Below are 26165 nucleotides of genomic sequence, written 5' to 3'. Positions count from 1 at the left end.
AATTTATAAAATAAACGCAGTAAATAATACGGCAACAAATCCTATTACAGAAAGCGTAAAATAGAAAATGTTGAGTAATATAAATTTGACGAAGGTTTTAGGTTTGCGTTGTCCATAAAAGTTATGCAAAGCCTTAAATAAATATAGTAGAAATACTATAATAAATATAGACATACTCGTATTTGTATCAAAAATTCTGTCAAATATGGTGAAGATTATTAGCAATAGAAAAAATACCGTCTGTGTGTTAAATACAAAAATTAAATGCTCTGTGTAGCTCCATTTGTGTCTAAAATAGAGTAAAGATAAACCAAAGGTAAAGAGAGGTAACAAGAAAAATAGAGCAATTGATATTTTTGAAATTATACTTTTTTGAAATGCGTTGGCAGCTTCACTGTCATTAAATATTTTATTGATATTCTGAGCTAACTTATAATTAAATGCATTCCAACGTGTTTTTGCTACACCCAATTCTTCCATGGCACCTAAAGCCGTTCCATTAGGGTGAGCTTTATCATACTTTGAAAATTTATTGAGTTTTTTAAAAAAGTTAAAATTGTTAAAATCGGCTTCTGTTTGTGATTTATATTTATCAGGAATAACGTAATCAACATCATTTTCTTTAAGAATGCGTTCTACATGCTCATAGGTGTCTTTATTAAGAGTTGTTATAGCTTGAAATACATTCCAATTGTTATTTTCTACAGCTTTATTTATTTGTTCAGAAATATAGTTGTTATTAGAAACAAAGAAGTTTTTATAAATAGAATCTTTTACAATTTTAAGGTTTGAGTCAGATTTAAGTTGTTCAAGTAGGTTGGTTGATGTAAAAATTGAATCAATGCGTAATAAGAGGTTTTTTGTTAAATCATTGGATGAATTTTCATTAGATTTATAGATGGGTAAATTTTTTAAAATACTATCCGTAGGCGTTGTGTTAATATGAGTAGAATCTTTAACGGTAATAAAATTATTACTATTCTCCGATGAAAATTCATTGAGGCTGTATTTATCAACAACAGAAAACAAGCTTTGTAACAAAAAGAAAATGATAGTAACATTTAAATATAATCGGAAGGGGTTGGCATATTGCATGCGTTTGCCTTCAATATAACTTTTGGATACTTTACCAGGTTTAAATACTAAAGGAATAAAGGTTCTGAAAAAACGAGAGTCAAATGAGAAAAAACCAGAAAAGAATTCAGAAAAAACTGTTTAACACTTAAAGGTTGTAAATCATTTACTTGTCCACAGTTTGAGCAGAAATTATCCTGGCTAGATAAGGGTTGCTTACAATTTAAGCATTCTATTCCACGTTTGTTTTTTGAAAACCGGGTAGTTGATTTCATAGCATTATATAGAACTCATTGTCCCAATTTTAATCTAAATTCAATATTGCTAAACTACAAAAAAAATGCAATAGTTGTGCTTGAGTTTTAATACCAAATAATACTAGAGAATGATGTTAATTCAATACCGCGGGAACTGTTAATTGGAAAGAAGGGATGTTAACTTTAAATCTATTCGTGTTTGTAAAGTTTATCATATTAAAGAAACCTTTCATGGCACCAGTAGGTGAAGTTAAATTACAATACGAACTGTAGGTATACGATTTTTTTGGTGCTAAAACTGGTTTTTTACCAATAACACCTTCGCCTTCAACAATTTCTAAACTTTTTAATGAATCAAAAATTTTCCAATGTCTGCTCATTAGTTGTACAGAAGCATTACTTTGATTTTCTATGGTAATTTCGTAGCTAAAAGTGAAAAGCAACCTGCGGTTTTGATTGCTCATACCTTCAAACTTTGTTTTTACAGATATTTTAATTCCATTTGTTACTTGTTGTACCATAGCTATATAGTGGTAGAATTATAACAAAGATATAACTATTTTTGTTGATAAATCTTGGTTAAGTATAAAGTAGATGCAGAAAAAGAGGTTTAGTTGCGTAAATTTTCTGAATTTGCCTTTCCATAACCAATCACCTGGTCATATCTGCTGCCAATTGGCTTGTAATAAACAAGTACTGAATAGTCATTTTCTGTTTGATAAAATGAACCTTCTACAGCGTCATTGCTAATTATACCTTTATTATTGGCGGTAACATAAGTATAGTTGTAGAATCCTTGTTTTAATAACATTGTACAGTCGTATAGTTTTAAACGTTCATTGTAGCTCATCTTGTTCTCTTTTGTAAGTTGCCAGTCATTAAAATCTCCATAAACATAAATGTCATCTTCGCCAAGGTCTGTGTAAGCTTGTAATGTAAAGTGTACATAAGAATAGTCAGCTTCCGTAGCACTTACATCACTGTCAATCGTTCTAACTACAAAATTACCATTAACATCAGGGTAAAAGGTGTACGGTCTGTTTTTTCGCATTTCGTCAGTGTACAAGTAGGTGTGAAACAGTCCGTCAAGTCTACTTTTGGCAATATTATTGGTGGCATTTCGAATTTCTTTGGAGTCAAAAAACAAATATTCATTACCTGCCCAGAAAGATACTTTGTCAGAATATTTATACAATAACTGCGTACCTCTATAAAATTGTGGTTTTATATTTTTAATTGCAGTATTCCAATCATTGTTTTGATAAACAACCACTTTAATTTCTTGACTAGGATTATTAATGAGCAAGTCAGGATGGTTAATACTAAATTCAACATTTTGTTTTGAATTTATTGTAGCAATATCTCTGCTTTTATGAACACTAACGCCTACATCAACTAAAGTTTGGTAAACAATAAATGGTCTTGTAAATAATATCTCTTTGTCTGAATCTAAAATACTTATTAAATAATTACCAGTTTTTTTTATTTGCGTTTTATCGTTGGGTAATATTAGTTTGTAATAGGTATACGGCTGTAAGGTGTTAAAGGAATTTTCAAATTCTCTTATCCAATCATTATCATATCCACTTATGTATTCTGTAGCTATCATTTTTGAGACCTTCCAGTCATAATCGTAATGCTCTATTTTATATGTATATTCCGCTTGGCTATCACTTAAATCATCAAACTCTAAAAGCAATGGATCACCTAATTTAACAATGGGTGCATAATTGTTTGTTTGCAATGAACGTAATATAATAGTTTTTATATATTCTGGAGGGTCAACAATTACATCAGATTGGGCATTGCTGATGCCAATTGTAATTGTAAGCAATAGCGTGAATATATAACGAAAATTAGGGTATTGCATCGATTAATTTTGTGTAGTTAAAAACAAAAGTTATACCAAAATTAATCAATTAATTTGATTTTAATAATTAGGTTTAGTTTTAGAGGATCATAAAGAAGAATAAATTTGTTATTTAGAATGATTATAAATAGAAATTTATAATATAAAAACATAGATAACACGTACAAAATAATTAAATTTGCACCGTTTTTTATTGATAATTAACTAGACTAAAATTAATATGTCAAAAGACATTCGTATCAAAAAAGGCTTAGATATTAGGCTTGTAGGTGAAGCCGATAAGGTTACAGCCAAACTACCTTCTACTAGTGTTTATGCTTTGAAGCCCGCTGATTTTCATAAAATAAAACCGAAACTTCTTGTTAAAGAAGGGGCAGAGGTTAAAGCAGGTGAAGCCCTTTTCCATTCCAAGCAATTTGAAAGTATTATGTTTCCTTCTCCAGTTAGTGGTGAAGTTATTGAAATTGTTAGAGGAGCTAAAAGGAAAATACTTGAAGTTAAAATATTAGCCGATAAACAACAGCAATATCAAGATTTTGGTAAAAAAAATGCCAATAGCCTAACTGCTGATGAAGTGAAAACACATTTGTTAGCTTCTGGTTGCTGGCCATTTATTAAAAGACGTCCTTATGACGTTATAGCCAATCCTGAAGAAACACCAAAGGCAATTTTTATTTCTGCTTATGCAAGTGCTCCTTTAGCTGCAGATTATGACTATACCTTAAAAGGTAAAGAAGCTGAATTGCAAGCTGCCGTAACTGCATTGACAAAATTAACTGAAGGTAAAGTACATGTTAGTATTGGTAAAAATTCAAATTCTCCATTAGCTAACGTATCTGGTGTAGAAATTCACAAGGTTTCTGGGCCACACCCTAGTGGTAACGTAGGTACGCAAATCGCTAAAATCGATCCTATTAATAAAGGTGAAGTTGTTTGGGTGGTTACACCTCAAGATTTGGTGGTTATAGGTGAGTTATTACTTACAGGTAATTTTAATATTAAAAGAACTGTAGCTTTAACGGGATCGCAATTCATCAAAAACCAATATGTAGAAGTTATAGCAGGAGCTATTATATCTGATATTGTTTCAGAAAATTTAGACAGCCATACAAGAATTATTAGTGGTAATGTATTATCTGGTAAACAAGTTTCTCAAGAAGAATATCTCGGTTATTACGATAATCAGGTAACTGCTATTAAAGAAGGTGATGATTATGAACTTTTTGGTTGGACGGTACCTGTTTTTAATAAAATATCTAATACTAGAGCGTTAACCTTTTCATGGTTAAGTCCTAAAAAGAAGTATGATTTAGATACCAACACTAATGGTGAACACAGAGCTTTCGTGTTAACTGGTAATTATGAAGAAGTATTTCCTTTAGATATTTATCCTATGCAAATCTTAAAAGCGTGTTTATATAAAGATTTAGATGAAATGGAAGCTTTAGGGATGTATGAAGTAGCACCAGAAGATTTTGCATTGACAGAATTTGTTTGTGTGTCTAAACAACCACATCAACAAATTATCAGAGCAGGTTTGGACTTAATGATTGAAGAAATAGGTTAAAATAAAAACAATGGGTTTAAAACAGAACTTACATAATTTAAAAGAAAAGTATAAAGGAACTAAAATGGCACCAGCCTTTAACGCCTTGCATACTTTCTTATATACGCCAAACGATACTACACATGGTGGTACGCACATAAAGGCAGCTGACGATTTAAAGCGTACCATGAATACGGTAATTATGGCTTTAATTCCATGTTTAATTTTCGGTATGTTTAATGCAGGTTACCAGCATTACTTAGCCTTAGGCGAAATACAATCCGTTTCTGGAGGTTTTTTTAGCGGTGAATTTTGGTCATTGCAAAACTTTAGTCTTGGGTTTTGGAAAATATTACCTTTAATAATCATTTCTTATGGTGTTGGTTTAGGTGTTGAATTTATTTTCGCAACTATTAAAGGACACGAAGTAGAAGAGGGGTATTTAGTAACTGGTATGTTAGTGCCATTAATTGTGCCAATTGATATTCCTTGGTGGATGTTAATTGTCGCTGTTATTTTTGGTGTTGTTATCGGTAAAGAAGTATTTGGTGGTACGGGGATGAATATTTTGAATCCCGCTTTAACCATTAGAGCATTTTTGTTCTTTGCATATCCTACTTGGATGAGTGGTGATAAAGTTTGGGTACAAGGTGCTGTAGAAAGAACAAAAGAAATTGCAAATGGTTCAACTGCTGATGCCATTTCTGGTGAAACGATATTAGGTAGCTTGGCTCAATCAAATCCAGTTGACTATTCAGTTATGGATATGTTTTTTGGTTTTATTCCTGGTTCTGTCGGTGAAACCTCTACACTCTTAATATTACTAGGTGGGTTATTCCTCATTTTTACTAAAATTGGAAGTTGGCGAGTAATGCTTAGTGCTGTTATTGGTGCTTTGGTTATGGGCTATATCTTTAATATGGTAGTTGCCGCTGGTTGGATAACAGATACTAGTAAGTTTTACGGATTAATGAGTACTGAATTTTGGCATCACCTATTAATTGGGGGTATGGCATTTGGTATCGTTTATATGGCAACCGATCCGGTAACGGCAGCACAAACGAATAAGGGAAAATGGATTTACGGTTTCTTAATTGGTTTTATATCAATAATGATTCGTGTATTTAATCCGGCATATCCTGAAGGTGTAATGCTAGCAATATTATTAATGAATGTATTTGCACCAACAATAGATCATTATGTTGTGCAAGGCAATGTGAAAAAAAGATTAAAAAGAGCAAAATTAAAAACAGCTTAAGTTATGGCAATCAATACAGATAAAAATAGTTATACCATTATTTTTGCCATTGTTATGGTGTTGGTAGTGGGGTCTATACTCGCAGGGCTTGCTCAAGGTTTAAAACCTTTAGTTGATGCCAATAAGCGTTTTGAAAAGCAACAAAATATATTGTATGCCATGGGCATCAACGATAATGAAGGAGCTGGAGATGTTGAGTTTATTTCAACGGATAAAGTTGAAGATGTCTTTAACAAAGCCATTACCAAACAATATGTAATTGAAGGTGATAAGGTTACTGAAGACGCTAAAGCGTACATGATAGATATTAAAAAGGAAGAGACAAAAGCTAAGGATCCTAATTATACACGGAAATTACCTTTGTTTGAAGGTGAAAAGGATGGTAATCCTATTTATGTAATTCCCATTCGCGGTAAAGGATTATGGGATGCTATTTGGGGCTTTGTAGCCGTTGATAAATCAATGATTATTCAAGGTGTATATTTTGACCATAAAGGAGAGACTCCTGGTTTGGGTGCAGAAATTAAACAACGTTACTTTATGGATGATTTTTCAGGAGAACATGTTTTAAGTGATTCAGGTTCCTTTAAAGGAGTTACTGTAGCTAAAGGTAATGCAGACCCGAAGAATGAAGAAAAAAAGGATAATGAAGTTGATGCTATTGCTGGAGCTACCATTACTGGTGATGGCGTTACAGCAATGATTAAAAAAGATTTAGCAATGTATGTACCTTATTTTAAAACTTTAAAATAATTAAAATGGCAGAAGTAGCAGAAAAAGAAGAAATAGTAAAGGTGCCTAAAGAGCCTTTGTTTTCTAAAAAGAATAGAAAGTTAATGACAGATCCTTTAACGGATAATAACCCTGTTACCATACAGGTATTAGGTATTTGTTCTGCATTAGCAATTACAGCTCAATTAAAGCCATCGATTGTTATGGCAGTTTCTGTAATGTTTGTATTGGGTTTAGGGAATGTAGTTATTTCCTTGATGAGAAACATTATTCCGTCAAAAATTAGAATTATTGTACAGTTAATAGTAGTGGCTACATTGGTAATTATTGTAGATCAAGTACTAAAAGCTTTTGCATATACGCTTAGTAAAGAACTTTCGGTTTTCATTGGTTTAATTATTACGAACTGTATAATTATGGGGCGTTTTGAAGCATTTGCATTGGCAAATGGTCCGTGGAAATCTTTCCTTGATGGCATTGGTAATGCTGCGGGGTATGGACTTATATTAATAATTGTTGGTTTTTTTAGAGAATTATTAGGTTCAGGTACATTATTTGGTTTTAAAGTATTAGGTGATTCAGTTGAAAAAACGGGATTGTATAGTATTGGATATGAAAATAATGGATTTATGGTTTTACCGCCAATGGCATTAATTGTTGTTGGTCTTATCATATGGGTACAACGTAGTAATAATAAAGAGTTAATAGAAGAAAATTAGACGCGTACTGCGTCATTCTGATTATTTATATCAGAATTTCAATACAAAACACTATGGAATATATAGAATTATTTTTTAAATCAATATTTGTAGATAACATGGTATTTGCATATTTCTTAGGAATGTGTTCTTACTTAGCTGTATCTAAAAAGGTATCTACCGCTGTAGGTTTAGGTGCTGCTGTTATTTTTGTATTAGCAGTTACTGTACCTTTAAACTGGTTGTTAGATCAATACGTATTACGAGAAGGAGCTTTAGCTTGGTTAGGTCCTGAATATGCTGAATACGATCTTAGCTTTTTATCATTTATTATGTTTATTGCAACTATTGCAACCATGGTACAATTGGTAGAAATTGTAGTTGAAAAATTTTCTCCTTCGTTATATAATTCATTGGGTATATTTTTACCTTTAATTGCTGTAAACTGTGCCATTTTAGGAGGTTCATTGTTTATGCAATCACGTGAAATACCAACATTGGGTGAAGCCTTAACCTATGGTGTAGGTTCTGGTATTGGATGGTTTTTAGCCATTATTGCCATTGCAGCTATTCGTGAGAAAATTAGATATTCGTCTGTTCCTCCAGCATTACGAGGATTAGGTATAACATTTATCCTAACAGGATTAATGGCTATCGGTTTTATGAGTTTTGGAGGAATGTTAACTGGTGGTGATGAAGGAGCGGAAACTCCTGCACCAACAGAACAAGCTATTCAAATAGATCAGAAAGATAACGATGCCGATGTTATTTTAAATAAAGAAGAAAAATTAGTAGAAAATACAACCGCTTTAAATCAATAATATGTTATTATTAGTAAGTACATCAGGGGTAATCATAGCTACTGTAGTTGCGTTTTTAGCAATTACACTTTTATTGGTATCACTTTTATTATTTGTAAAACAAAAATTAGCTCCTTCTGGTCCTGTAAAAATTACCATAAATGGTGAGAAAGTTATAGAAGTTCCTTCGGGAGATTCATTACTATCTACTTTAGGTAGTCAAAAAATATTTTTACCCTCAGCTTGTGGTGGTGGAGGAACATGTATTCAATGTGAATGTCATGTATTAGAAGGTGGTGGAGAAGCATTGCCGACCGAAACGCCGCATTTTTCACGTAAAGAATTAAAAGAAGGTGCAAGACTTTCTTGTCAGGTTAAGGTAAAACAAGACATGAATATAACAATCCCTGAAGAGATTTTTGGGATTAAAAAATGGGAAGCAACAGTAGTTTCAAATTATAATGTTGCAACATTTATTAAAGAGTTTGTAGTTGAAATCCCAGAAGATATGGATTACAAAGCCGGTGGTTATATTCAAATAGAAATTCCTGAAATAGAAGTTAAATATTCAGATATGGATGTGGAAGCACATCCACAAGATCATCCAGGAGAACCAGATAAATTTAAGGCAGATTGGGAGAAGTTTGGACTTTGGCCTTTAGTGATGAAGAATACTGAAACTGTAGAAAGAGCATACTCAATGGCTTCTTATCCTGCAGAAGGAAGAAAAATAATGCTAAATGTACGTATTGCAACACCTCCTTTTGATCGTGCCAAAGGTGGTTGGATGGATGTTAATCCGGGTATAGCATCTTCGTATATTTTTAATCAGAAAGTTGGAGATAAAGTGACCATCTCTGGACCTTATGGTGAGTTTTTCATAAATGAGTCTGAAGCAGAAATGTTATATGTAGGTGGTGGTGCTGGTATGGCTCCAATGCGTTCGCATTTATATCAATTATTTAGAACTCTAAAAACAAATCGTAAGGTTACGTTTTGGTATGGAGGACGTTCTAAGGCGGAATTATTTTACATACATTACTTTAGAGCATTAGAGAAAGATTTTCCAAATTTCAAATTTTATATTGCATTATCAGATCCAACTGAAGCAGATAATTGGAAAGTTAAAAAAGATGTAAATGATGAAGGTGATGGGTTTGTTGGTTTTATTCATCAAGTTGTAATAGATCAATATTTATCTAAACATGATTCACCAGAAGATTTAGAATTGTATTTCTGTGGACCACCATTAATGAATAATGCGGTTCAGAAAATGGGTGAAGATTTTGGTATGGATGATGAGAACATACGCTTCGATGACTTTGGAGGGTAAAAAGTAATGAAAATTATAAATTATATAAAAAACTGAAGGATTATTCCTTCAGTTTTTTTGTTTTTAACTGATTTTATATCGTGTAGAACGTATTGTAAAATCAATTGGTCAGCCAAATTTTAAATTTTGATCTAGCTTCTTGTCTTTATTTTGGTACCATTAAAAATGGTATATACCTACCAATTTGGATCTCCTTTTAACCCATTAATACCTTTTTTTATGTACGGTACACTATGCTCAACTTTTCTCCATCCATAAAATATCCCATTGTCAGATCTTCTGATTTCTTGTAGCTCGATCCCTTCAACACTTAACTTGTACTTGTCTATATAATATTTTCCACAATCAGATGTCATTCCTCCAATACTAACGGAAAAGTATTCTATAATCAATTCATTTTCTTCAATTTTATAATAACCAACGGTGCCACCTTCTAAATTATTATATTGATTTAACGGAGATAAGTCTTCTGATATAGTATTGATTAACACTCTGCCATTATTAAAGAAACGAATAAATGATATCGTCGCAGTAGCGTCGCTACAATCCGTTGCTTCATATCTTAGTGCCTCCTTATTCCATTTAGAACATGATTGATATATAACATTTGTTTTAATAAAATCCTCTTTTTTTAAGACGTAAATATCTTTACTCAAATCAAACTTAGTTTTTCCGGGTCTAACTCCTCCATTGCCAGTAAAATAGTAGTGTTTTGAAAAAACATTACAAAATCCGCAACTATTTAAGGTAACAATGATTATTAATAAAAGGAGTAGTTGAACAAACCTTTGATATAATTTTTTTGACTTCAATATGTTTTTATGTTTAAATTTTTAATCAAATTAAACGTAACGCTGTTGGGTTTTTTTTGTCAATTGTGTGTATAAACTTAGAATGATTGAAGATCCCCGACTATGTGATCCATTATCCAACTGGTGTGGGTTGCTGTTTCTCCGTTAGAAGGGGCCATTACGTTATCAAATAGTTGATTCCTCATACTCTCTACATGATGTAATTGTACGTGCTTAGGATGCTTAATTTCAATTTCAGATATTTTACCCTCTAGATTCAATACAATGGGGTTTTCATTAAAAATGGAGAAAACTATTTCTCCTTTACTTCCCCAAAGGGAAACTTTATCTACGTTCTGTGAGCTACCAAAGTTCCAAAAGCCACTGCCAGTAACGTTGTTTTCATGCAGCCAGCACGCTGTAAAAGCATCTTTAGCTTTATATAATCCTTGTTGATTTAAACTAATGCCGTTTACTTTTTTTACGTTACCTAACAACCATGTAAATAAATCGAGGCCGTGACTGGCTAAATCATCAAAATAACCACCTGGGGCGACATCAGGATTCGTACGCCAATTATCTGCTTTTGACAAATCTATTGAGCTTGGAGGCTTACTTAATTGCCAACTAACATGTCTTAAATCTCCTATAGTATTTTTATCTAACAAGCTTTTAACTTTGGTAAAGCGAGGAAGGCAACGTCTATAATAAGCTACAAATAAAGGTGTTTTTGCTGCCTTAAATGCTTCATAGATGGCAAGGCTATCTTTATATGTAGGGGCCAATGGTTTTTCAATACAACAGGGTTTACCTGCCATTGCAACTTTTAATCCATACAATTTGTGTGTGTCTGGTGGAGTAGCAATATAAACAGCATCAACATTACTATCATTAATAAGCAAGTCGGCATTATCATAGTATTTATCTATTTTATGACGCAAAGCATAATCTTTTGCTTTTTCAGTATTACGCCGCATTACTGCTGAAATAGTAAATCCTTCTGTTTGTTGATAGGCTGGTCCACTTTTATATTCTGTTACATCTCCACAACCTATAATGCCCCATTTTATGGGTTTAGTGTAATTTGACATTCTGTAATATTAATTTATTTTATTTTATTCTAGTTGTAATTACTATGGCACCACTACCCCCACGTGCACCATAAATAGCGGCATTTTTTAATATTTTGATCGTTTTAACATTAAAAGGCTCTATGTTTTCTATACTTTGGCTAATAACGCCATCAATTACATAAAGAGCATCTGAACTTCCTGTTATAGAGTTTTTACCTCTAATTTGAATTTTTCTACCAAGTGGACTATTGATTATTTGTATACCTGGAAATTTTCCTTGTAGCATTGCGAAAATATCTGGATAATTGGAGAAATCATTATTGTATTCAGCGTAATTTGCCAATGAATAAGAAAGGTTTGATTCAGATACATGACCAAATTCTTTCGCTTCGGCGATTGATTTATCATCCTCTTTTAAGACCATTTTAATATTAATTGTATCTTTATTATTAACTCTTTTTATCACTTTTTCAAATCCAGCTCCTAAAAAGATTAATCTGTCTTTGGATTTACAATTAATAGTATAATTACCTAGAGAATCCGTCAATACAGATAGTTTTGATTTTTTAGATACTACTTTTATATTCTGTAGAGCTAAATTTTTAAAAGCATAAACCTTGCCATGAACAGTTTTGCTTTGACTAAGGCATATTGTAGATGAATTAAATAAAATGATTAGTAAAAATACAATTCTATACATATATTTATTCTTTTAATAAGAAATTGCATTTAGCAACTTAGTAATACACGAAGATAAAACTTATAATTTGTTTTGTATAATTACACTTAGTTTAGTTTCAATTTGAAAAGCAATTTCTAACATATTTCCGTATTTATTACTAAAAAAATCTAAGATTACATTCACTACTAATTCTGGTGCTTTAAGTTCTGGGGAATGACATGAAAGGTATTGTTTATTAACTATGATTAAAAGGACTTCAATAAACTGATCTTATTCAAATGGGTTAACAATAATTGTTCTTGAGCACTGGTAAAGCAATATTTGAATGTAGTTTTAACAATCCTATCAAAAATGGATTGTTACATGCCTAAAATGGTAAGTTTCTTCTTAATTTAAAATCTTATATATGAATTTTTCAAATCTTTCAGTTATTTATATTAATTGTTCATTAAAAAAATCACCTCAAATAAGTCATACTGAAACCTTAATGAAGGTCTCTCAAAATATCTTAAAAAAAGAAAATGTTGTTTATGAAACCATTAGGTTGATAGATGAAGAGGTTGCTGTAGGTATCTATCCAGACATGACTGAACATGGTTACCATAAAGATGCTTGGCCAGAAATCTTTGAAAAGATTATGGCCGCAGATATATTAATTGTTGGAACACCAATTTGGTTAGGTGAGAAATCTTCTGAAGCTCAAAAACTTATTGAACGTTTGTATGCTATGAGTTCTAAAACGAATGATAAAGGGCAATACATATTTTATGGAAAAGTTGGTGGTTGTATGATAACAGGGAATGAAGATGGTGTTAAACATTGTGCAATGGGTATTTTATATGCATTACAACATGTTGGTTACTCCATACCACCGCAAGCAGATTCTGGTTGGATTGGTAAGGTTGGCCCTGGACCAAGTTATGGTGATACAGAATGGAAAGACGAGAAATTAAATATTCCAGTTGGTTTTGATTCAGATTTTACCAATAGAAATACTACATTTATGACCTATAACTTATTGCATTTGGCAAAAATGCTAAAAGAGAATAAGGGATATTCCAGTTATGGAAATTCTAGGGAAAAATGGGACGACGGCACGCATTGGGCTTTTGAAAATCCGGAATACAGATAAATTACTGATGCATGAATATATAAAAATTGTAGCATAAAATATGTAAACATATTGGCCTTTGTCGTTTTAATTAGAACTTTCTTGAGGTTTACTATGTGTTTAGAATAGCAGCTAAGTTTTCTAGGAAAAATACGTCTGACAACAAATTACATAGTTAGGAAATAATAATAATACATACTTTATACAAAAAAGAACTTTACTAATTTGTTGTATAAAGAATGGTAAATTGTAGGAATATAAATTCCCTGGTTTTTTAAGAAATGTTTTAAATCCATGTGATAATATTCTCATAAATTTTAATGGAGAATTTATTTTGTTTTTTACCAGTGACATACTAAAATATTATTAAAATGAAACATTTAGTTATTTTGGGTTTAGGTGCTAGAAGCACCTTATTTTATCAAAAAAAATTACATGAGCTATATTTTAAGAAAGAAGGAGCTTATGCAACATTCCCTTTTACATTAAAGCAATTAGATTTTAATACTATTAATCCCTATCTGCCAAACAATACATCTGTTTTATCACCAATTCTTCAAGAGGAACTTAAAGTGTATAATTATTCAGAAGTCAGATTATTAGTTCCAAATATTACCATACATGAAATACTTGACACTATAGAATTCAACTTGCAAATAATACATCCTTATAAATTATTGGTTAAGGAGTTGTCCAATATAAAATTGAATAATTTGGTGTTTTTTGGAACAAAATTTACAAATAATAATTCTTATTTATCGTCTTATATTTCTGACAAATCAATAGTGAAATTAAAGAATAAGGAGGTGATTTTTTTGGATGATTTAAGGAAAAAGGTATATGCTAATGCAGAAACTTCACAAGATGTTATCATATACAATGAAATGATTGCGAGGTATTCTATAAATAATATTGTAATTATTGCATGTACAGAATTGTCCATAATTAATACAAGTGAGCATGTACATGTTATTGATTTGTCAATGCTTCAATGTAAAGAAAGTTTAAAAATTATAACTAGAAATAAGTCAAGTGAATAGGTTATTGAACTGTAAAGTATTTTTATGTTGAAGTTAATTTCTTAATGTTTATATTCTTTTATTGTTCAATACGCTTTGAATTAATGTATGTAATAAATTTGGCAATTCATTTCGTTCATTATCCTTTAACTCTTTGTAGCATCAATAGGATAATTGTTTAATACACTTATGTACGTAAAATGATTAGTACTCAATAATTTCCAACGTTCCACATTGAACACCCACTCTATGTCCCTTTTTTTTCCATTCTATCAAAAATTTGATGGGTATAGCAATATCAACCGTTACTTGTTCTGCATTTTTTAATGCTGGATTCCATAATCCATATGTAGATTTTAAAACTGAAATAAATTCTTTTTCCAATTCAGGATATTCTGCACCTTTTACAATCACATTTTCAACACTTCCGTTTTTTTCTATAGTCATAGTAACATCTACAATGCCAAATAACCTTTTTACTTTTTTATGATTTATGGGATGAAAATTATTGATAAGATATAAATTTAGGTTGTCTTTTATTAATGTAGGAAGTTTATAAGAACCTTGTTTTTTAATGTCAATTTTATCTGCCAAATTATCATTTGTATCGAAGTTATATTTGCCTACTAATTTTCCATTTTTATATTTTCTCCATATGCCAGATCTTTTATTTGCTAAAAATTCACCAACCTCTACCGTGTCTTTTCCATAGCCAAATTCGACAAAAAGCCCATTCTTTTTGTTGTCTTTATAAGTAGTAAGATAATGGACTCTCGTATCGTTTTTATCATATTTACCTTCAAAAGGGTAATAGGCTTTCCAAACCCCCTCTTTATTGTCATTATCATAGGTTCCCTCTTCAATAATAGATTTGTATAATTTTGCATCCCAGGTCAATAGGTATTTTCCGTGCTTCATTTTGCGATTGGTATCAAGCACGTAATAGGTTTCAATTTTTTGATCTCTCGAGCTTGTTACTTTAATTGTTTTTTGAGAAAAAATAGGACTAAAAGTTAAAGTACAAAGGATAATAAGTAGTTTTTTTTTCATGGCATTAATTGTTTAAAATCAAACTAAATAATGTGGCTATTTGTTTGCGTTTAAAGGTAATAAGAATTGCCTGCCATTTCTTTTGTAGTTTTTATTATTTATTAACGATATAAATGCTAATTGTAAGATTACAATATGTTTTATTACATGGTTTGTTAGAAATATCTATTGTTTTTGGTAACATACTAAATTATTATATTTTGTAAATTTATCCTCTAATTAAATTATATGACATGGTACCACTTACGGAACAAGAGCTTCATAATCTAGGAATGAATATTGTTGGAGAAAAATTGCAACAAATGGGCTATGAGTTTGTGGCAATTAATAGTAAGCTTAAAAGTCATCCACAATATGTGCTTTATAAAAAGGGAGAACCTACTATTTTTGTGTTGGTTAAAGTGACTTCTAACATACAAAATGCCCAAGATTACGATATCATTTGGATGGAAACCTTTAAGCAACATGCTATTAAACAAAATGCAAAGGTTTGGTTTGCAGGAGTGGGTATTGCTAATGCAGAGAGTGTAGAAATGCCAGTATTCAAAGATCAGCCGTACTATATGGCCTTCGATGAGTTTGTTAAGGTGTTGGATTAATATTTGTTTTGAAAATTCAAATGTTAAAATAGTGTTAATTATTTTAATGAAAAGAAGGTGAATTTATAAATTAAAACCTTATTTTTGATTCATATAGAATATGCTAAAAATTATAAATAAAATATTACCAAAAAAAGACACGGGCTGGCGTTCATTCGCTGTTTTTGCAATAGCGGCTCTTTTGGGGCTTGGTTTCTTTTTAATGAAAGAAGCAGAAGTCGTATCTTATTTATCAGATAATCCTCAAGCTTGTGTAAATTGTCATAATATGACTCCAATGTATAATAGCTGGAATCATAGTTCGCATAGAGAATGGGCTTCTTGTAATGATTGTCACGTACCTCAAGACAATATCTTTAACTCTTATTACTTTAAAGCGAAAGACGGTCTTTATCATGCCTCGGTTTTTACAGCTCGGGCTGAACCAGATGTGATTTTTATGCAGCCTGCTTCGCAAGAGGTTGTTCAAAATAATTGTGTACGATGCCATGTTCAACAAGTTACACAAACTAAATATGATGGTTTTATAGAAGGTCATCGAGATAATCGTACAGAACGTCAATGCTGGAGCTGTCATAAGGAAGTACCTCATGGTACTGTTCATGGTATGTCATCGGTTAGATATAATATTGCTCCATTGCCTACAGACCAAGAGAAAATGGTGATACCGGAGTGGTTAGAGAAAGAAATGGAATCAAAATAAACAAACCTTAAGTATGAAAAATAAAGTTCTATTCGTCGTTACAATTATTGTAGTTTTTTTATTAGGCTTATTGGCATCTAGTGTCATTAATAGAAAAAACGAAGCGAAATACCAATTTGCACCTCAAGTAAATATTGGTGAGAATGAACCACGAAATGAAGAATGGGGAAAAAACTATCCAAAAGAATATCAATCTTTTCTTCAAACAGCAGATACTTCTTTCGCTACTTATCAGGGTGGTTCTGCCAAACGAGACATGTTAGAAGAAGACCCTAGGTTTGTCGTTTTATGGGCAGGTTATGGTTTTTCTAAGGACTACAATCAAGGAAGAGGTCATTTTTATGCTGTTGAAGATATTCAAAACACCTTGAGAACTGGTGGGCCAGAAAGTAAAGAAGATGGACCTATGCCAGCTACATGTTGGACTTGTAAAGGTCCAGATGTACCCCGTTTAATGAATGAAAAAGGTGTGGCAGAATTTTACAAAGGCACTTGGGCAGAGAATGTTTCTGAAGTTGTAAACCCTATAGGGTGTGCTGATTGTCACGATCCTGAGAATATGAAATTGAGAATTACAAGACCTGCGTTGGTTGAGGCATTTGATGCTATGGGTAAAGATATCAATAAGGCAACGCACCAAGAAATGAGATCATTAGTTTGTGCTCAATGTCATGTTGAGTATTATTTTGATAAAAAGAAACCAGGTAAGGAAGGTGTGCCTTACTTGACTTTTCCTTGGAAAAACGGAATGTCTGTAGATGATATGGAGAAGTACTATGACGATATGGAGTTCTCTGATTGGACACATAAAATTAGTAGAGCACCAATGTTAAAAGCTCAACATCCAGGTTATGAAACTTTTTTAACAGGGGTACATGCTGATCGTGGTGTTTCTTGTGCAGATTGTCATATGCCATACAAAAGTGAAGGTGGTCAAAAATTTACAGATCACCACTTGCAATCTCCACTAAATAATGTTGCTAATTCTTGTCAAGTATGTCATCGTGAAGATGCTGATAAATTAATATCAAATGTATATGATAGACAGAAAAAAGCAGCAGAGACAAGAGTGAAATTGGAAGATATTTTAGTTAAATCACATATAGAGGCAGGAAAAGCGTGGGAATTAGGTGCAACCGAAGAGCAAATGAAAGACATTCTTATGGATATTCGTCATGCACAATGGCGTTGGGATTTTTCTGCAGCCTCTCATGGAGCTTCTTTCCACTCACCGGTGGAAATTGCAAGAGTACTCGGAAGTGGTTTGGCAGAAGCACAAGAAGCAAGAGTTAAGTTAGCACGTTTATTAGCAACTTTAGGTTTTAATAAGCCTGTGCCAATGCCTGATATTTCTACAAAAGAAAAGGCACAAGAGTATATTGGTCTAGACATGGAAAAACTTAATCAACAAAAAGAATCATTTAAGAAAAATCAACTTCCTAAATGGCTGGAAGAAGCGAGAATTCGAGAATCAAAAATAGGTTCTGAAAAAGTGAGTATGAATGATTAATAAATTATAAATATTCAGGAATTCGGTTTTTGTCTTAGATAAAAATCGAATTTTTTATTTATATCTTTCAATTTCAAATTTGGAGCTGTATTCAATAGTTCTATTTTAGCAGAAGCATAAGAGTTTATAGTTCAATATTTTTGTAAAAAATCATTGATATTTAGAACGCATTTAAAGGTAAATTACCAACCCAATTATTTATGAAAATTTTATATCGTATTTTTTCTTCGTCAGTATTGGCATTGCTCTTATTATTGATTTTTGCTTTTGCCATGGCTAAGGCTACTTTCGTAGAGAATGATTATGGTACCGATGCTGCATGGATACAAATATATGATGCCCTTTGGTTTGAATTGGTTATGGTAGGTTTGGCATTATGTTTTTTTGCGAATACTTTTAAGTATAAACTTTGGCGAAAAGAAAAATGGCCAGTGTTGCTTTTCCATCTTTCTTTTATTCTTATTGTTATCGGAGCAGGTATTACGCGTTATACTTCTTCAGGTGGTATTATGCGAATTAGAGAAGGAGCAAAGTCTAATATCATTATTTCCGATCAAAATTATTTGCAAGTACACCTATCAAATGGAAAACAAACTCGTCATATTCAAAAGAAACTTGAATTTTCTCCACTAAGCAATAATGATTTTTCTTTAGTATCAGATATCGAAGATATACCGGTAAGTATTTCACACAAACAATTTGTTGCAGATGCGGTACCTGAAATTGTTGAAGATCCTGAAAATGGTGTACCTATGCTCCAAATGGTGGTAACTTCAGGAAATGGTAGGGAAACTGTTTTTTTGGAAAAAGGAGAAATAGAAGAAATAGGTTCTCATAATCATAAAATAGGTTTTGAGGCTGAAGGTGATGATATTATCAATATGGTTGAAAAAGATGGTGAATTCAAGATGTTTACTCCGCATCCTATTGATTTTTTTATAATGGCTGATCAAAAAGCAGGTATAATAAAAAGTGATACACTTCAGCCAATGACTTTGCGGACTTTATATCGTTCTGGTGATTTCTCATTTGTTCCACTTTCTTATTTTAAATCCGGTAAATTAGATTTAATAAGTGGTGCAGAGAATTTAAAAGACAATGACCCTACGAAAGATGATGCTATAGTATTAAACGTAAAAGTGAAAGATAAAACGGAGGAGATAATGCTACTTTATCGTAAAGGTTTTTTACCTACTACACATGAGGTTAATGTCAATGGAATTAACGTTAGTTTATCTTATGGTGCTATGCCTATTGAAACACCATTCTCCGTGCAATTAAATGATTTTCAAATGGAAAGGTATCCTGGTTCTGAGAGTCCCTCTGCCTATGCCAGTGAAGTAACCGTTTTAGATGGTGAAACCAAAATTCCTTTTCGAATTTTTATGAATAATGTATTAGATTATGGTGGATACCGTTTTTACCAAGCCAGTTATGATACTGATGAACAAGGAACAGTGCTTGCAGTAAACCATGATGTACCAGGAACTGCTGTAACTTATTTAGGTTATTTATTAATGATGCTTGGCATGTTTTTTACGCTTTTTGGTAGACAATCGCGTTTTACATTGATTAATAAAAAATTAAAAAAGCTAAAAACCAGAACGGTAGTTACACTTTTGTTTTTGCTTAGTGGGTTAGGTACATCGGTTAATGCTCAAATGCAGAAAGATACCATATCGGTTGTTGATTTAGTGGCTCATCAAGAAATAAACAAACAACATTCTGAACTATTTGGCCGTATAATGGTACAAGATTTAGATGGAAGAATAAAACCTGTAAATACGCTAGCTTCTGAGTTTTTACGTAAAATATATGGTAAGACTAAATTTACGTATAGAACAAATGAAAGGGAGATTAGTTTAGATGCTAATCAGGCATTCTTAACAATGCATGTATCACCTGGAGCATGGCAACAAATTCCAATTATAAAAATTGATCGAAAAAAGGGAGGCAATTTCTTTTCGCCACTAAAAATAACTGATGATGGTTATATATCTTTCGATAATCTAATTAATCCTGATGGGGATTATGTGTTTTCCAAAAAAGTTGAAGAAGCTAACGCCAAAAAACCTGCAGAGCATAATGAGTTTGATAAAGAGATTTTAAAAGTTGATGAGCGTTTTAATATTTTATTCAATATCTTTTCAGGAAACTATTTAAGAATTTTTCCAAATAGTTTGGACAAAAATGACACCTGGTTTAGTTACAATCATCACTTTAATGATTTTCCAGCCGAAGATGGACGCTTTGTAAAAACCATTATCCCCTCATATTTTAACGATCTAGCATCTGGAAAATGGGCAGATGCCACAGAAAAATTATCATATATAAATACCTACCAAACTACCTTAGGAAAAGATATCATACCGAGTTCTCAAAAAGTAGAAGCAGAGCTTTGGTATAATCAGATGAACTTGAATTTTTGGTTGTTTATAGTATTTTTTATACTAGGATTTTTACTTCTTATTTTAGCATTAACTAAAATTTTTGTTCAAAATAAATTCATTGAAATATTATGGAACGGATTTGTAATAATGTCTTTAATTAGTTTTCTCGTATTTACAGGGAATATTATTCTAAGATGGTATATAGCCGAGCATCCGCCTTGGAGTAACGGTTACGAAATGATGGTTTTTGTTTCATGGGTATTAATGCTCTGTGGTTTGTTAACCTTTAGAAAATCAGATTTTGCATTACCATTGGCAACCTTGTTTTCTGGCTCCTTATTATTTGTGAGCTATTTGGATTGGTTAAACCCTGAAATTACAAATCTAATGCCAGTGCTTAAATCCTCTTTTTGGCTTAAAGTACACGTAGCTACTATTGTAAGTAGTTATGCCCCATTAGCATTATCTGCTATTTTGGGCTTTATGGTATTAGTGTTAATGATTATTAGAACTGATAAAACTAAAAAGGCAATTGACTTACGTATTAAAGAGTTGAGTTATATTAACGAAACTTCAATGACTATTGGCTTATTTGTTTTGTCTGTCGGTACATTTTTGGGTGGAGTTTGGGCTAATGAATCATGGGGGCGTTATTGGGCTTGGGATCCTAAGGAGACTTGGGCACTAATATCTATTATAGTTTATGCCATCGTGTTGCACTTACGTTTTATACCTGCCTTAAATAATCGCTATACCTTAAATATGACAAGTGTATTTGCTTTTAGTTCTATAATTATGACATCTTATGGTGTTAATTATTATTTATCCGGTCTTCATAGTTACGCAGCTGGTGATCCATTGCCTATACCAAAATTTATTTATGTGCTTGTTGTCGTTGTGGTTTTGGTTAGTATTTTCGCTTTTATAAGAGATAGGAAGTTTAAAAAGAGGAAAGTTGATTAATATCTCTAAAAACCTCATGTAATATTGAGTTTATTTATATTCTAAAGATGACTCAATTTGATTTATAATTTTTGTAGAAAATAAGCAGTTATTAAAATCAAAAAAGGATTATTAAACACTTGTTTAATAATCCTTTTTTGATATACTATTTTGTTAAGAGTTAATTATTTATTAGCACTTGTGAATAATGTTGGTTTAATAGTTACCATCACCCATCCCCAATTATTCATATTATCATCGAAATTATTTTTAAGGTATTCCATGCCTTCAGAAGCAAACATTTGAGAATAACCTGCTTTAATGTTTATCGCCTCACTGAAGTTGTAATTAAAGGCTAAATCGGCTTCTGTACCCAATTGTTTAGAAGCATTACTGGCCATATCTGCAGCAGCATTAAAATTATGCACACGAATGCTAAAATCGGTTTTATTACTTGTTTTTATCGTAGTACCTAAATATAAATCTAATAAACCTACATTATTACTGTGGTTGCCAACATAAAAGTAATCCATGTGTCCATTAAATTTATGGTTGGTGCCATATAATGGAGTAAAAGCATTGTTGTCACCTGAACTTGGTGCACCATTATCATTACCACTTTGTAACTCTGCACCTAATATTAATTTCCATTTTGGATTAACGTTGTAATTTGCTTCGGCTCCTAGCAAATGGGCACTTAAATCATTATTATTAACATCTTTCCCCGTTTGATAATATAGATTTGCCATTAAGCTAAAGTTATTTTTATTATAACCAAGGTGTGTTCCGAGTGTTTGACTATAACGCGTATCGTTGTCTGAGCTGTTTACGTTATCAATATATTGCATACCATTGTTTAACAAAAGGAAACTCGCTCCTAAGTTTTCCCATTTTTGATTGAACCAAACGTATTGCATGGCTTTATAAGTATTGGTATTTAGCGTTGTTCCCGTCAAAGTTTCTCCGTCTTGATTGAAGCCTGCTCCTAAATGTAACGAAAATTTATTTTTCTTTATTTTTAATAAAGCTACATCATGACTACGAGCTTGTTGTGCCCAACCAACACCACCTAAAATACGTTGGTCGTCATAGCTAAGAGCTTGACGTCCTAATTTAACAGATAGCGAAGGTGTAAATTTTATTTCTCCCCAGGCTTGGTATATTCCTAATCCATTATTGTCAGAAGAATTTAGTTGAGGAACATCTCCCCAAACTCTGATGTCTTGAATACTTAAGTAAAATTCTAATTTTTCATCAGAATAAGTAGCGTTTAACCGTGTTCTTTGTGAAACGAAGGCAGCTGGATCTACATTGTCAGGAAATAAAGTTTTAAATCCATGTCTGTATTCAAATCTAGGTCGTAACTCTGCATCAATTTTTACTTGAGCTATTGCGTACGAACCTAAGAACATCATGGCTATAATTGCTAAATAATTTTTTTTCATAATTGGTAATTTACTATTGAAAATTTAAAAAACAAATGTACGAAATTAGGCTAGAATCAAATTTTCATATTTAAATAATGTTGTGTCTGTGTTTGAAAATAATGTACTATAAGGTCTAAGCGTATTTAAAGAGAATTCAGACATTAGTATCGTAGAACAATAGTATATTTAAATAAATGACTCTATTATAACAAAAAAGGCGATAGTTTTAAAACTATCGCCTTTTTTCTAAGAATTATAATTCTTATTCAGATTTTGGAGTACCATCAGGCTTTTGCTCTAAGATATCAAAGAATTGATCTAATTTTGGTAGTATAACAATTCTTGTTCTTCTATTTCTAGATCTTCCTTCTGCAGTATTGTTCGTTGCTAAAGGTAAATATTCACTTCTACCTGCAGCAATTAATCTTTTAGGATCTATTTTGAAATCATCCTGTAGAATTCTTACAACAGCAGTTGCTCGTTGTGTACTTAAATCCCAGTTATCTTTAGTTATAGCTGTATTAATTGGTAAGTTGTCAGTGTAACCTTCAACCATTACTTCCATTTCTGGTCTGCCAGCAATAACAGTAGCTACTTTATCTAAAATGTTTTTGGCTTTACTAGAAATAGTAGAACTACCACTTCTAAATAATAATTTATCATTAATTTCAACGTAAACTACAGTTTTTTCAACGTTTACAATAATGTCTTCATCTTGAATACCATCTGCTAAGGCACTTTTTAAGTGTACCGCTAACGTTAAATTAATAGAATCCTTTCTAGACATAGCACCACGAATACCGTTAATGTACTTGTCTTTTTCACTCAATTGAGCAACAATATCTTTAATGTTACCAGATGCTGATTGAGACAATGTAGTCAAGTTTTCAATTTGTCTTATTGATTGGGCATGATTTTCTGTTAAAAATTTATTTTGTGCCTCTAAGTTAGCAACCATACCTGCAAATTTGTCTTTTTCAACTTGACAATCTAAGACTTTTGCCTTAGCGTCAGTTAATTCAGTTTTTGCGGTATCGTACTGGCTTAATAAATCGTCATATTTCTTTTGAGAAACACAAGATGATAATAAAATTGCACATGATAGAGAAAGAAAAAGTATTTTTTTCATGATTTAATAGTTGTTTTTGTTTAATTAGATAGCGAAGTTATTAAAAATTTATTTGAGCAAAGAATATTTAATAAGAATTTAACAAAGTAATTCTGAAAAATTAATCTTTACCTTTGCGATAGTATAAAAATATGAAATTTTATTCAATATGAATGCATTGTACAAGAGATTTACTCTTTTTTTTATTGTAGTTGTTATTTTAGGTTCTTGCAACAATTTAAAGCATGAAAAACCTGTAAAATTAGAAGGCTCAGCTTTCGGTACTTCTTTTCATATAACTTATTTCGATGCTAAACAAATTGATTTTTCACGACCTATAGATAGTTTATTCTCTCTGGTTAATAATTCATTATCTACTTATATTTCGAATTCTGATATCTCTAAAATAAATAGTGGAGATAGCACCATTGTTGTGGATCGCTTTTTTAAGGAAGTTTTTGAAAAGTCATTGGTTATATATAAGGATACAGAAGGTGTATTTGATCCTACAATTGGTATTCTTGTTAATGCTTGGGGGTTTGGACCTGGAAAATCTACTGAAGGATTGGATTCAATTAAGATAAAGCATTTATTGAGTTTGGTTGGTTTTAATAAAGTGAATCTCCAAAATGGTAAAGTTGTTAAGGATAATGATAGCATTTATTTTGATTTTAATGCAATAGCTAAAGGTTACGCAGTTGATGTAGCAGGTAGGTTTTTAGAAATGAAAAACATAACAAATTACTTGGTAGAAATTGGAGGTGAATTACGATCTAAAGGAATTAATAAAAGTAAAAATACACCATGGAAGGTTGGTATTGAGCATCCCAATTATGATGGTTCTCGTTCATTTGAGAAAATCATTGAATTGAATAATCAATCAATGGCGACTTCTGGTAATTATCGAAAATTTAAAATTGACTCTGTCACTGGGAAAAAATATGCACATATAATAAATTCTAAAAATGGATATCCCGCACAAAGTAATTTGTTAAGTGTTTCAATCATTGCTGAGAAAGATTGTGCAGACGTAGATGCTTATGCAACGGCGGTTATGGCAATGCCATTAATAAAGGCTAAAAACTTCTTAGAAAGTAAAAAGGAGTTAAAAGGATTTATTATTTATAGTGACGATTCTGGAGCCGTAAAAACGTTTGCTACATCAAATTTTTAAGGTCTTTATAATAGCCTCAAGTTCAAACATAAAATCACGTTTATTTATTGAAGGAGCATAGGTAAATCCCTCAACCACTAAAAGTCTGTTATTTTTTTTATCTAAAACTGTGTAATTTAAAAAAGGGCCAGCCATAAAATCGCCTTTAACATCCCAAGTACCTCTTGTTTCAAAGGCTGGTTTGTCGTCTATGACAACCTCCTTGGTAAATGGTGTATAAGCAGCTTCTGTAACCATATAAGAACCGTCAGCAGGTCCTGGAATGTGGTTTTTTCCAATGGTATCACGGGCTTTTACTATGTTATTTGCAATGCTATCTTTTTCTAATAAGGGAAGTTCATATGCTATAATGTTTAAACTACCTTTTGTAATGTCTTGTCTAAGCCATAAAAAATCACCGGTGTCATCAACTATTGCAAAATTACGAGGTATTTTTATTGAGACTCCAAGTTTATTTAAGGTTTTAATCTCTTTTATTTCATAGCTATTTTTAATGTTTTCCTTTTGATAATTTTTTAAATCGGATTCTTTAAAAACTGAAATAATATCTTTTTTATGAGCTTGAATTAGTGCATTCAAACTATTTTCATCCTTACCAAATATGGTCATTGTCAATTGAGGTGCTGCATAAACATCTTTCTTTAAAAAATAACCTTCTTTTTCACTAACACCAACAAATAGAATATTTCTATTGGTTTCAAATAAATTAGAGAAAGCCGCAGGGCTAACTTGATTTACTGAAAATTGTGTTTCTTCTTGAGGTAGACCTAACACAGGAGCGGCAATAATATCTCTAAGCGAATCTCCAACTTGACCTTTCCATAGATTGTTTTCAATAACAATTGTTAAGAAATTAATTCTACTATAAGATTCTTTTAATGTTAGTTTGGTGTTTTTTGAATTACAAGAAATAAAAAAAACGCTAAGTAAAGCTACTGCTAATAGGTTTTTCATGGGTTTGAATTGGTTTTAATGTTAGATGTTTATTCTTTTAGCCAAGCATAATACTTAAAAATTA

General features: G+C 31.7%; 23 protein-coding genes and 1 pseudogene. 13 read left to right on the top strand and 11 right to left on the bottom strand.

The features are described 5' to 3' along the window. Positions 1 to 3: 3 nt before the first annotated feature. From FF125_RS18010 to FF125_RS17995, 4 genes and pseudogenes are all read right to left on the bottom strand, one after another. Positions 4 to 1164: pseudogene (locus tag FF125_RS18010) on the bottom strand (DUF3667 domain-containing protein); the annotation flags it as partial. Then, on the bottom strand, positions 1143 to 1349 hold the full coding sequence (locus FF125_RS22325) for a zinc ribbon domain-containing protein (RefSeq protein WP_138951101.1): 207 nt from the start codon (positions 1347 to 1349) through the stop codon (positions 1143 to 1145). The gene FF125_RS22325 and the pseudogene FF125_RS18010, both read right to left, overlap by 22 nt. Before the next feature lie 116 nt (positions 1350 to 1465). Continuing rightward, positions 1466 to 1852 (bottom strand): Co2+/Mg2+ efflux protein ApaG, encoded by a 387-nt coding sequence (apaG, locus tag FF125_RS18000; RefSeq protein WP_138951099.1) that lies wholly within the window; start codon positions 1850 to 1852, stop codon positions 1466 to 1468. A gap of 89 nt (positions 1853 to 1941) precedes the next feature. Continuing rightward, the gene (locus FF125_RS17995) at positions 1942 to 3165 is read right to left on the bottom strand and encodes a type IX secretion system plug protein (protein ID WP_175418956.1); all 1224 of its coding nucleotides are present in this window, start codon (positions 3163 to 3165) and stop codon (positions 1942 to 1944) included. Positions 3166 to 3421: 256 nt separating this feature from the next. On the opposite strand from FF125_RS17995, the gene FF125_RS17990 reads away from it, so the two are divergent. The 6 genes from FF125_RS17990 to nqrF are packed head-to-tail and all read left to right on the top strand — an operon-like array spanning position 3422 to position 9568. Continuing rightward, positions 3422 to 4768 carry a Na(+)-translocating NADH-quinone reductase subunit A gene (locus tag FF125_RS17990; protein WP_138951095.1) on the top strand — a complete coding sequence of 449 codons (1347 nt, stop codon included), beginning with the start codon at positions 3422 to 3424 and terminating at the stop codon, positions 4766 to 4768. 10 nt (positions 4769 to 4778) lie between these two features. Continuing rightward, entirely contained in the window at positions 4779 to 6005 is a 1227-nt protein-coding gene (locus FF125_RS17985) for an NADH:ubiquinone reductase (Na(+)-transporting) subunit B (protein WP_117879545.1), read from the top strand. A 3-nt stretch (positions 6006 to 6008) separates the two neighbouring features. Then, on the top strand, positions 6009 to 6758 hold the full coding sequence (locus FF125_RS17980) for a Na(+)-translocating NADH-quinone reductase subunit C (protein WP_138951093.1): 750 nt from the start codon (positions 6009 to 6011) through the stop codon (positions 6756 to 6758). A 5-nt stretch (positions 6759 to 6763) separates the two neighbouring features. Further along, the gene (locus FF125_RS17975; protein ID WP_138951091.1) at positions 6764 to 7456 is read left to right on the top strand and encodes an NADH:ubiquinone reductase (Na(+)-transporting) subunit D; all 693 of its coding nucleotides are present in this window, start codon (positions 6764 to 6766) and stop codon (positions 7454 to 7456) included. A 53-nt stretch (positions 7457 to 7509) separates the two neighbouring features. Then, on the top strand, positions 7510 to 8256 hold the full coding sequence (nqrE, locus tag FF125_RS17970; protein ID WP_138951089.1) for an NADH:ubiquinone reductase (Na(+)-transporting) subunit E: 747 nt from the start codon (positions 7510 to 7512) through the stop codon (positions 8254 to 8256). Position 8257: 1 nt separating this feature from the next. Next, entirely contained in the window at positions 8258 to 9568 is a 1311-nt protein-coding gene (nqrF, locus tag FF125_RS17965; protein ID WP_138951087.1) for an NADH:ubiquinone reductase (Na(+)-transporting) subunit F, read from the top strand. A 176-nt stretch (positions 9569 to 9744) separates the two neighbouring features. Here the strand turns inward: nqrF and FF125_RS17960 are convergent, their stop codons facing one another. From FF125_RS17960 to FF125_RS17950, 3 genes are all read right to left on the bottom strand, one after another. Next, positions 9745 to 10380, bottom strand: a complete 636-nt coding sequence (locus tag FF125_RS17960) for a hypothetical protein (RefSeq protein WP_138951085.1) — start codon at positions 10378 to 10380, stop codon at positions 9745 to 9747. A 77-nt stretch (positions 10381 to 10457) separates the two neighbouring features. Then, positions 10458 to 11450 (bottom strand): Gfo/Idh/MocA family protein, encoded by a 993-nt coding sequence (locus FF125_RS17955; protein WP_138951083.1) that lies wholly within the window; start codon positions 11448 to 11450, stop codon positions 10458 to 10460. A 19-nt stretch (positions 11451 to 11469) separates the two neighbouring features. After that, on the bottom strand, positions 11470 to 12132 hold the full coding sequence (locus tag FF125_RS17950) for a TonB-dependent receptor plug domain-containing protein (RefSeq protein ID WP_138951081.1): 663 nt from the start codon (positions 12130 to 12132) through the stop codon (positions 11470 to 11472). Positions 12133 to 12520: 388 nt separating this feature from the next. Here FF125_RS17950 and FF125_RS17945 point away from each other — a divergent pair, with 388 nt between their 5' ends. Continuing rightward, positions 12521 to 13246 carry a flavodoxin family protein gene (locus FF125_RS17945; protein WP_138951079.1) on the top strand — a complete coding sequence of 242 codons (726 nt, stop codon included), beginning with the start codon at positions 12521 to 12523 and terminating at the stop codon, positions 13244 to 13246. Positions 13247 to 13596: 350 nt separating this feature from the next. Further along, on the top strand, positions 13597 to 14265 hold the full coding sequence (locus FF125_RS17940) for an aspartate/glutamate racemase family protein (protein ID WP_138951077.1): 669 nt from the start codon (positions 13597 to 13599) through the stop codon (positions 14263 to 14265). Positions 14266 to 14448: 183 nt separating this feature from the next. On the opposite strand, the gene FF125_RS17935 is transcribed toward FF125_RS17940, so the two are convergent. Beyond that, positions 14449 to 15294, bottom strand: coding sequence for an energy transducer TonB (locus FF125_RS17935; protein ID WP_138951075.1), 846 nt, complete (start codon positions 15292 to 15294; stop codon positions 14449 to 14451). A gap of 233 nt (positions 15295 to 15527) precedes the next feature. On the opposite strand from FF125_RS17935, the gene FF125_RS17930 reads away from it, so the two are divergent. From FF125_RS17930 to ccsA, 4 genes are all read left to right on the top strand, one after another. Further along, positions 15528 to 15893 (top strand): Na(+)-translocating NADH-quinone reductase subunit F, encoded by a 366-nt coding sequence (locus tag FF125_RS17930; RefSeq protein WP_138951074.1) that lies wholly within the window; start codon positions 15528 to 15530, stop codon positions 15891 to 15893. 100 nt (positions 15894 to 15993) lie between these two features. Beyond that, positions 15994 to 16596, top strand: a complete 603-nt coding sequence (gene nrfH, locus FF125_RS17925) for a cytochrome c nitrite reductase small subunit (protein ID WP_138951072.1) — start codon at positions 15994 to 15996, stop codon at positions 16594 to 16596. Between the two features lie 13 nt (positions 16597 to 16609). Further along, positions 16610 to 18106 carry an ammonia-forming cytochrome c nitrite reductase gene (nrfA, locus tag FF125_RS17920; RefSeq protein WP_138951070.1) on the top strand — a complete coding sequence of 499 codons (1497 nt, stop codon included), beginning with the start codon at positions 16610 to 16612 and terminating at the stop codon, positions 18104 to 18106. Between the two features lie 200 nt (positions 18107 to 18306). Further along, positions 18307 to 21459, top strand: a complete 3153-nt coding sequence (gene ccsA, locus FF125_RS17915) for a cytochrome c biogenesis protein (RefSeq protein ID WP_250629615.1) — start codon at positions 18307 to 18309, stop codon at positions 21457 to 21459. Positions 21460 to 21623: 164 nt separating this feature from the next. Here the strand turns inward: ccsA and FF125_RS17910 are convergent, their stop codons facing one another. Both FF125_RS17910 and FF125_RS17905 read right to left on the bottom strand, forming a co-directional pair. Continuing rightward, on the bottom strand, positions 21624 to 22883 hold the full coding sequence (locus tag FF125_RS17910; protein ID WP_250629614.1) for an alginate export family protein: 1260 nt from the start codon (positions 22881 to 22883) through the stop codon (positions 21624 to 21626). A gap of 244 nt (positions 22884 to 23127) precedes the next feature. Then, the gene (locus FF125_RS17905) at positions 23128 to 23994 is read right to left on the bottom strand and encodes an OmpA/MotB family protein (RefSeq protein WP_138951068.1); all 867 of its coding nucleotides are present in this window, start codon (positions 23992 to 23994) and stop codon (positions 23128 to 23130) included. A gap of 148 nt (positions 23995 to 24142) precedes the next feature. Here FF125_RS17905 and FF125_RS17900 point away from each other — a divergent pair, with 148 nt between their 5' ends. Beyond that, positions 24143 to 25147 carry an FAD:protein FMN transferase gene (locus tag FF125_RS17900; protein ID WP_138951066.1) on the top strand — a complete coding sequence of 335 codons (1005 nt, stop codon included), beginning with the start codon at positions 24143 to 24145 and terminating at the stop codon, positions 25145 to 25147. Here the strand turns inward: FF125_RS17900 and FF125_RS17895 are convergent. Further along, positions 25136 to 26101 (bottom strand): DUF4837 family protein, encoded by a 966-nt coding sequence (locus FF125_RS17895; protein ID WP_138951064.1) that lies wholly within the window; start codon positions 26099 to 26101, stop codon positions 25136 to 25138. The two genes, FF125_RS17900 and FF125_RS17895, sit on opposite strands and share 12 nt — an antisense overlap. Between the last annotated feature and the right edge of the window lie 64 nt (positions 26102 to 26165).

This window comes from Aureibaculum algae, from assembly GCF_006065315.1.
Classification (GTDB): Bacteria; Bacteroidota; Bacteroidia; order Flavobacteriales; family Flavobacteriaceae; genus Aureibaculum; species Aureibaculum algae.
The sequence above is the reverse complement of the archived record's forward strand: the minus strand, read 5'-3'. Positions and strand labels throughout refer to the sequence as shown.

Bases quoted from the DNA above. Each gene is read 5' to 3' on its own strand.
- FF125_RS22325 (WP_138951101.1), bottom strand. From the start codon at position 1,349: ATGAAATCAACTACCCGGTTTTCAAAAAACAAACGTGGAATAGAATGC.
- apaG (WP_138951099.1), bottom strand. From the start codon at position 1,852: ATGGTACAACAAGTAACAAATGGAATTAAAATATCTGTAAAAACAAAG.
- FF125_RS17990 (WP_138951095.1), top strand. From the start codon at position 3,422: ATGTCAAAAGACATTCGTATCAAAAAAGGCTTAGATATTAGGCTTGTA.
- FF125_RS17985 (WP_117879545.1), top strand. From the start codon at position 4,779: ATGGGTTTAAAACAGAACTTACATAATTTAAAAGAAAAGTATAAAGGA.
- FF125_RS17980 (WP_138951093.1), top strand. From the start codon at position 6,009: ATGGCAATCAATACAGATAAAAATAGTTATACCATTATTTTTGCCATT.
- FF125_RS17975 (WP_138951091.1), top strand. From the start codon at position 6,764: ATGGCAGAAGTAGCAGAAAAAGAAGAAATAGTAAAGGTGCCTAAAGAG.
- nqrE (WP_138951089.1), top strand. From the start codon at position 7,510: ATGGAATATATAGAATTATTTTTTAAATCAATATTTGTAGATAACATG.
- nqrF (WP_138951087.1), top strand. From the start codon at position 8,258: ATGTTATTATTAGTAAGTACATCAGGGGTAATCATAGCTACTGTAGTT.
- FF125_RS17955 (WP_138951083.1), bottom strand. From the start codon at position 11,450: ATGTCAAATTACACTAAACCCATAAAATGGGGCATTATAGGTTGTGGA.
- FF125_RS17950 (WP_138951081.1), bottom strand. From the start codon at position 12,132: ATGTATAGAATTGTATTTTTACTAATCATTTTATTTAATTCATCTACA.
- FF125_RS17945 (WP_138951079.1), top strand. From the start codon at position 12,521: ATGAATTTTTCAAATCTTTCAGTTATTTATATTAATTGTTCATTAAAA.
- FF125_RS17940 (WP_138951077.1), top strand. From the start codon at position 13,597: ATGAAACATTTAGTTATTTTGGGTTTAGGTGCTAGAAGCACCTTATTT.
- FF125_RS17935 (WP_138951075.1), bottom strand. From the start codon at position 15,294: ATGAAAAAAAAACTACTTATTATCCTTTGTACTTTAACTTTTAGTCCT.
- FF125_RS17930 (WP_138951074.1), top strand. From the start codon at position 15,528: ATGGTACCACTTACGGAACAAGAGCTTCATAATCTAGGAATGAATATT.
- nrfH (WP_138951072.1), top strand. From the start codon at position 15,994: ATGCTAAAAATTATAAATAAAATATTACCAAAAAAAGACACGGGCTGG.
- nrfA (WP_138951070.1), top strand. From the start codon at position 16,610: ATGAAAAATAAAGTTCTATTCGTCGTTACAATTATTGTAGTTTTTTTA.
- ccsA (WP_250629615.1), top strand. From the start codon at position 18,307: ATGAAAATTTTATATCGTATTTTTTCTTCGTCAGTATTGGCATTGCTC.
- FF125_RS17910 (WP_250629614.1), bottom strand. From the start codon at position 22,883: ATGAAAAAAAATTATTTAGCAATTATAGCCATGATGTTCTTAGGTTCG.
- FF125_RS17905 (WP_138951068.1), bottom strand. From the start codon at position 23,994: ATGAAAAAAATACTTTTTCTTTCTCTATCATGTGCAATTTTATTATCA.
- FF125_RS17900 (WP_138951066.1), top strand. From the start codon at position 24,143: ATGAATGCATTGTACAAGAGATTTACTCTTTTTTTTATTGTAGTTGTT.
- FF125_RS17895 (WP_138951064.1), bottom strand. From the start codon at position 26,101: ATGAAAAACCTATTAGCAGTAGCTTTACTTAGCGTTTTTTTTATTTCT.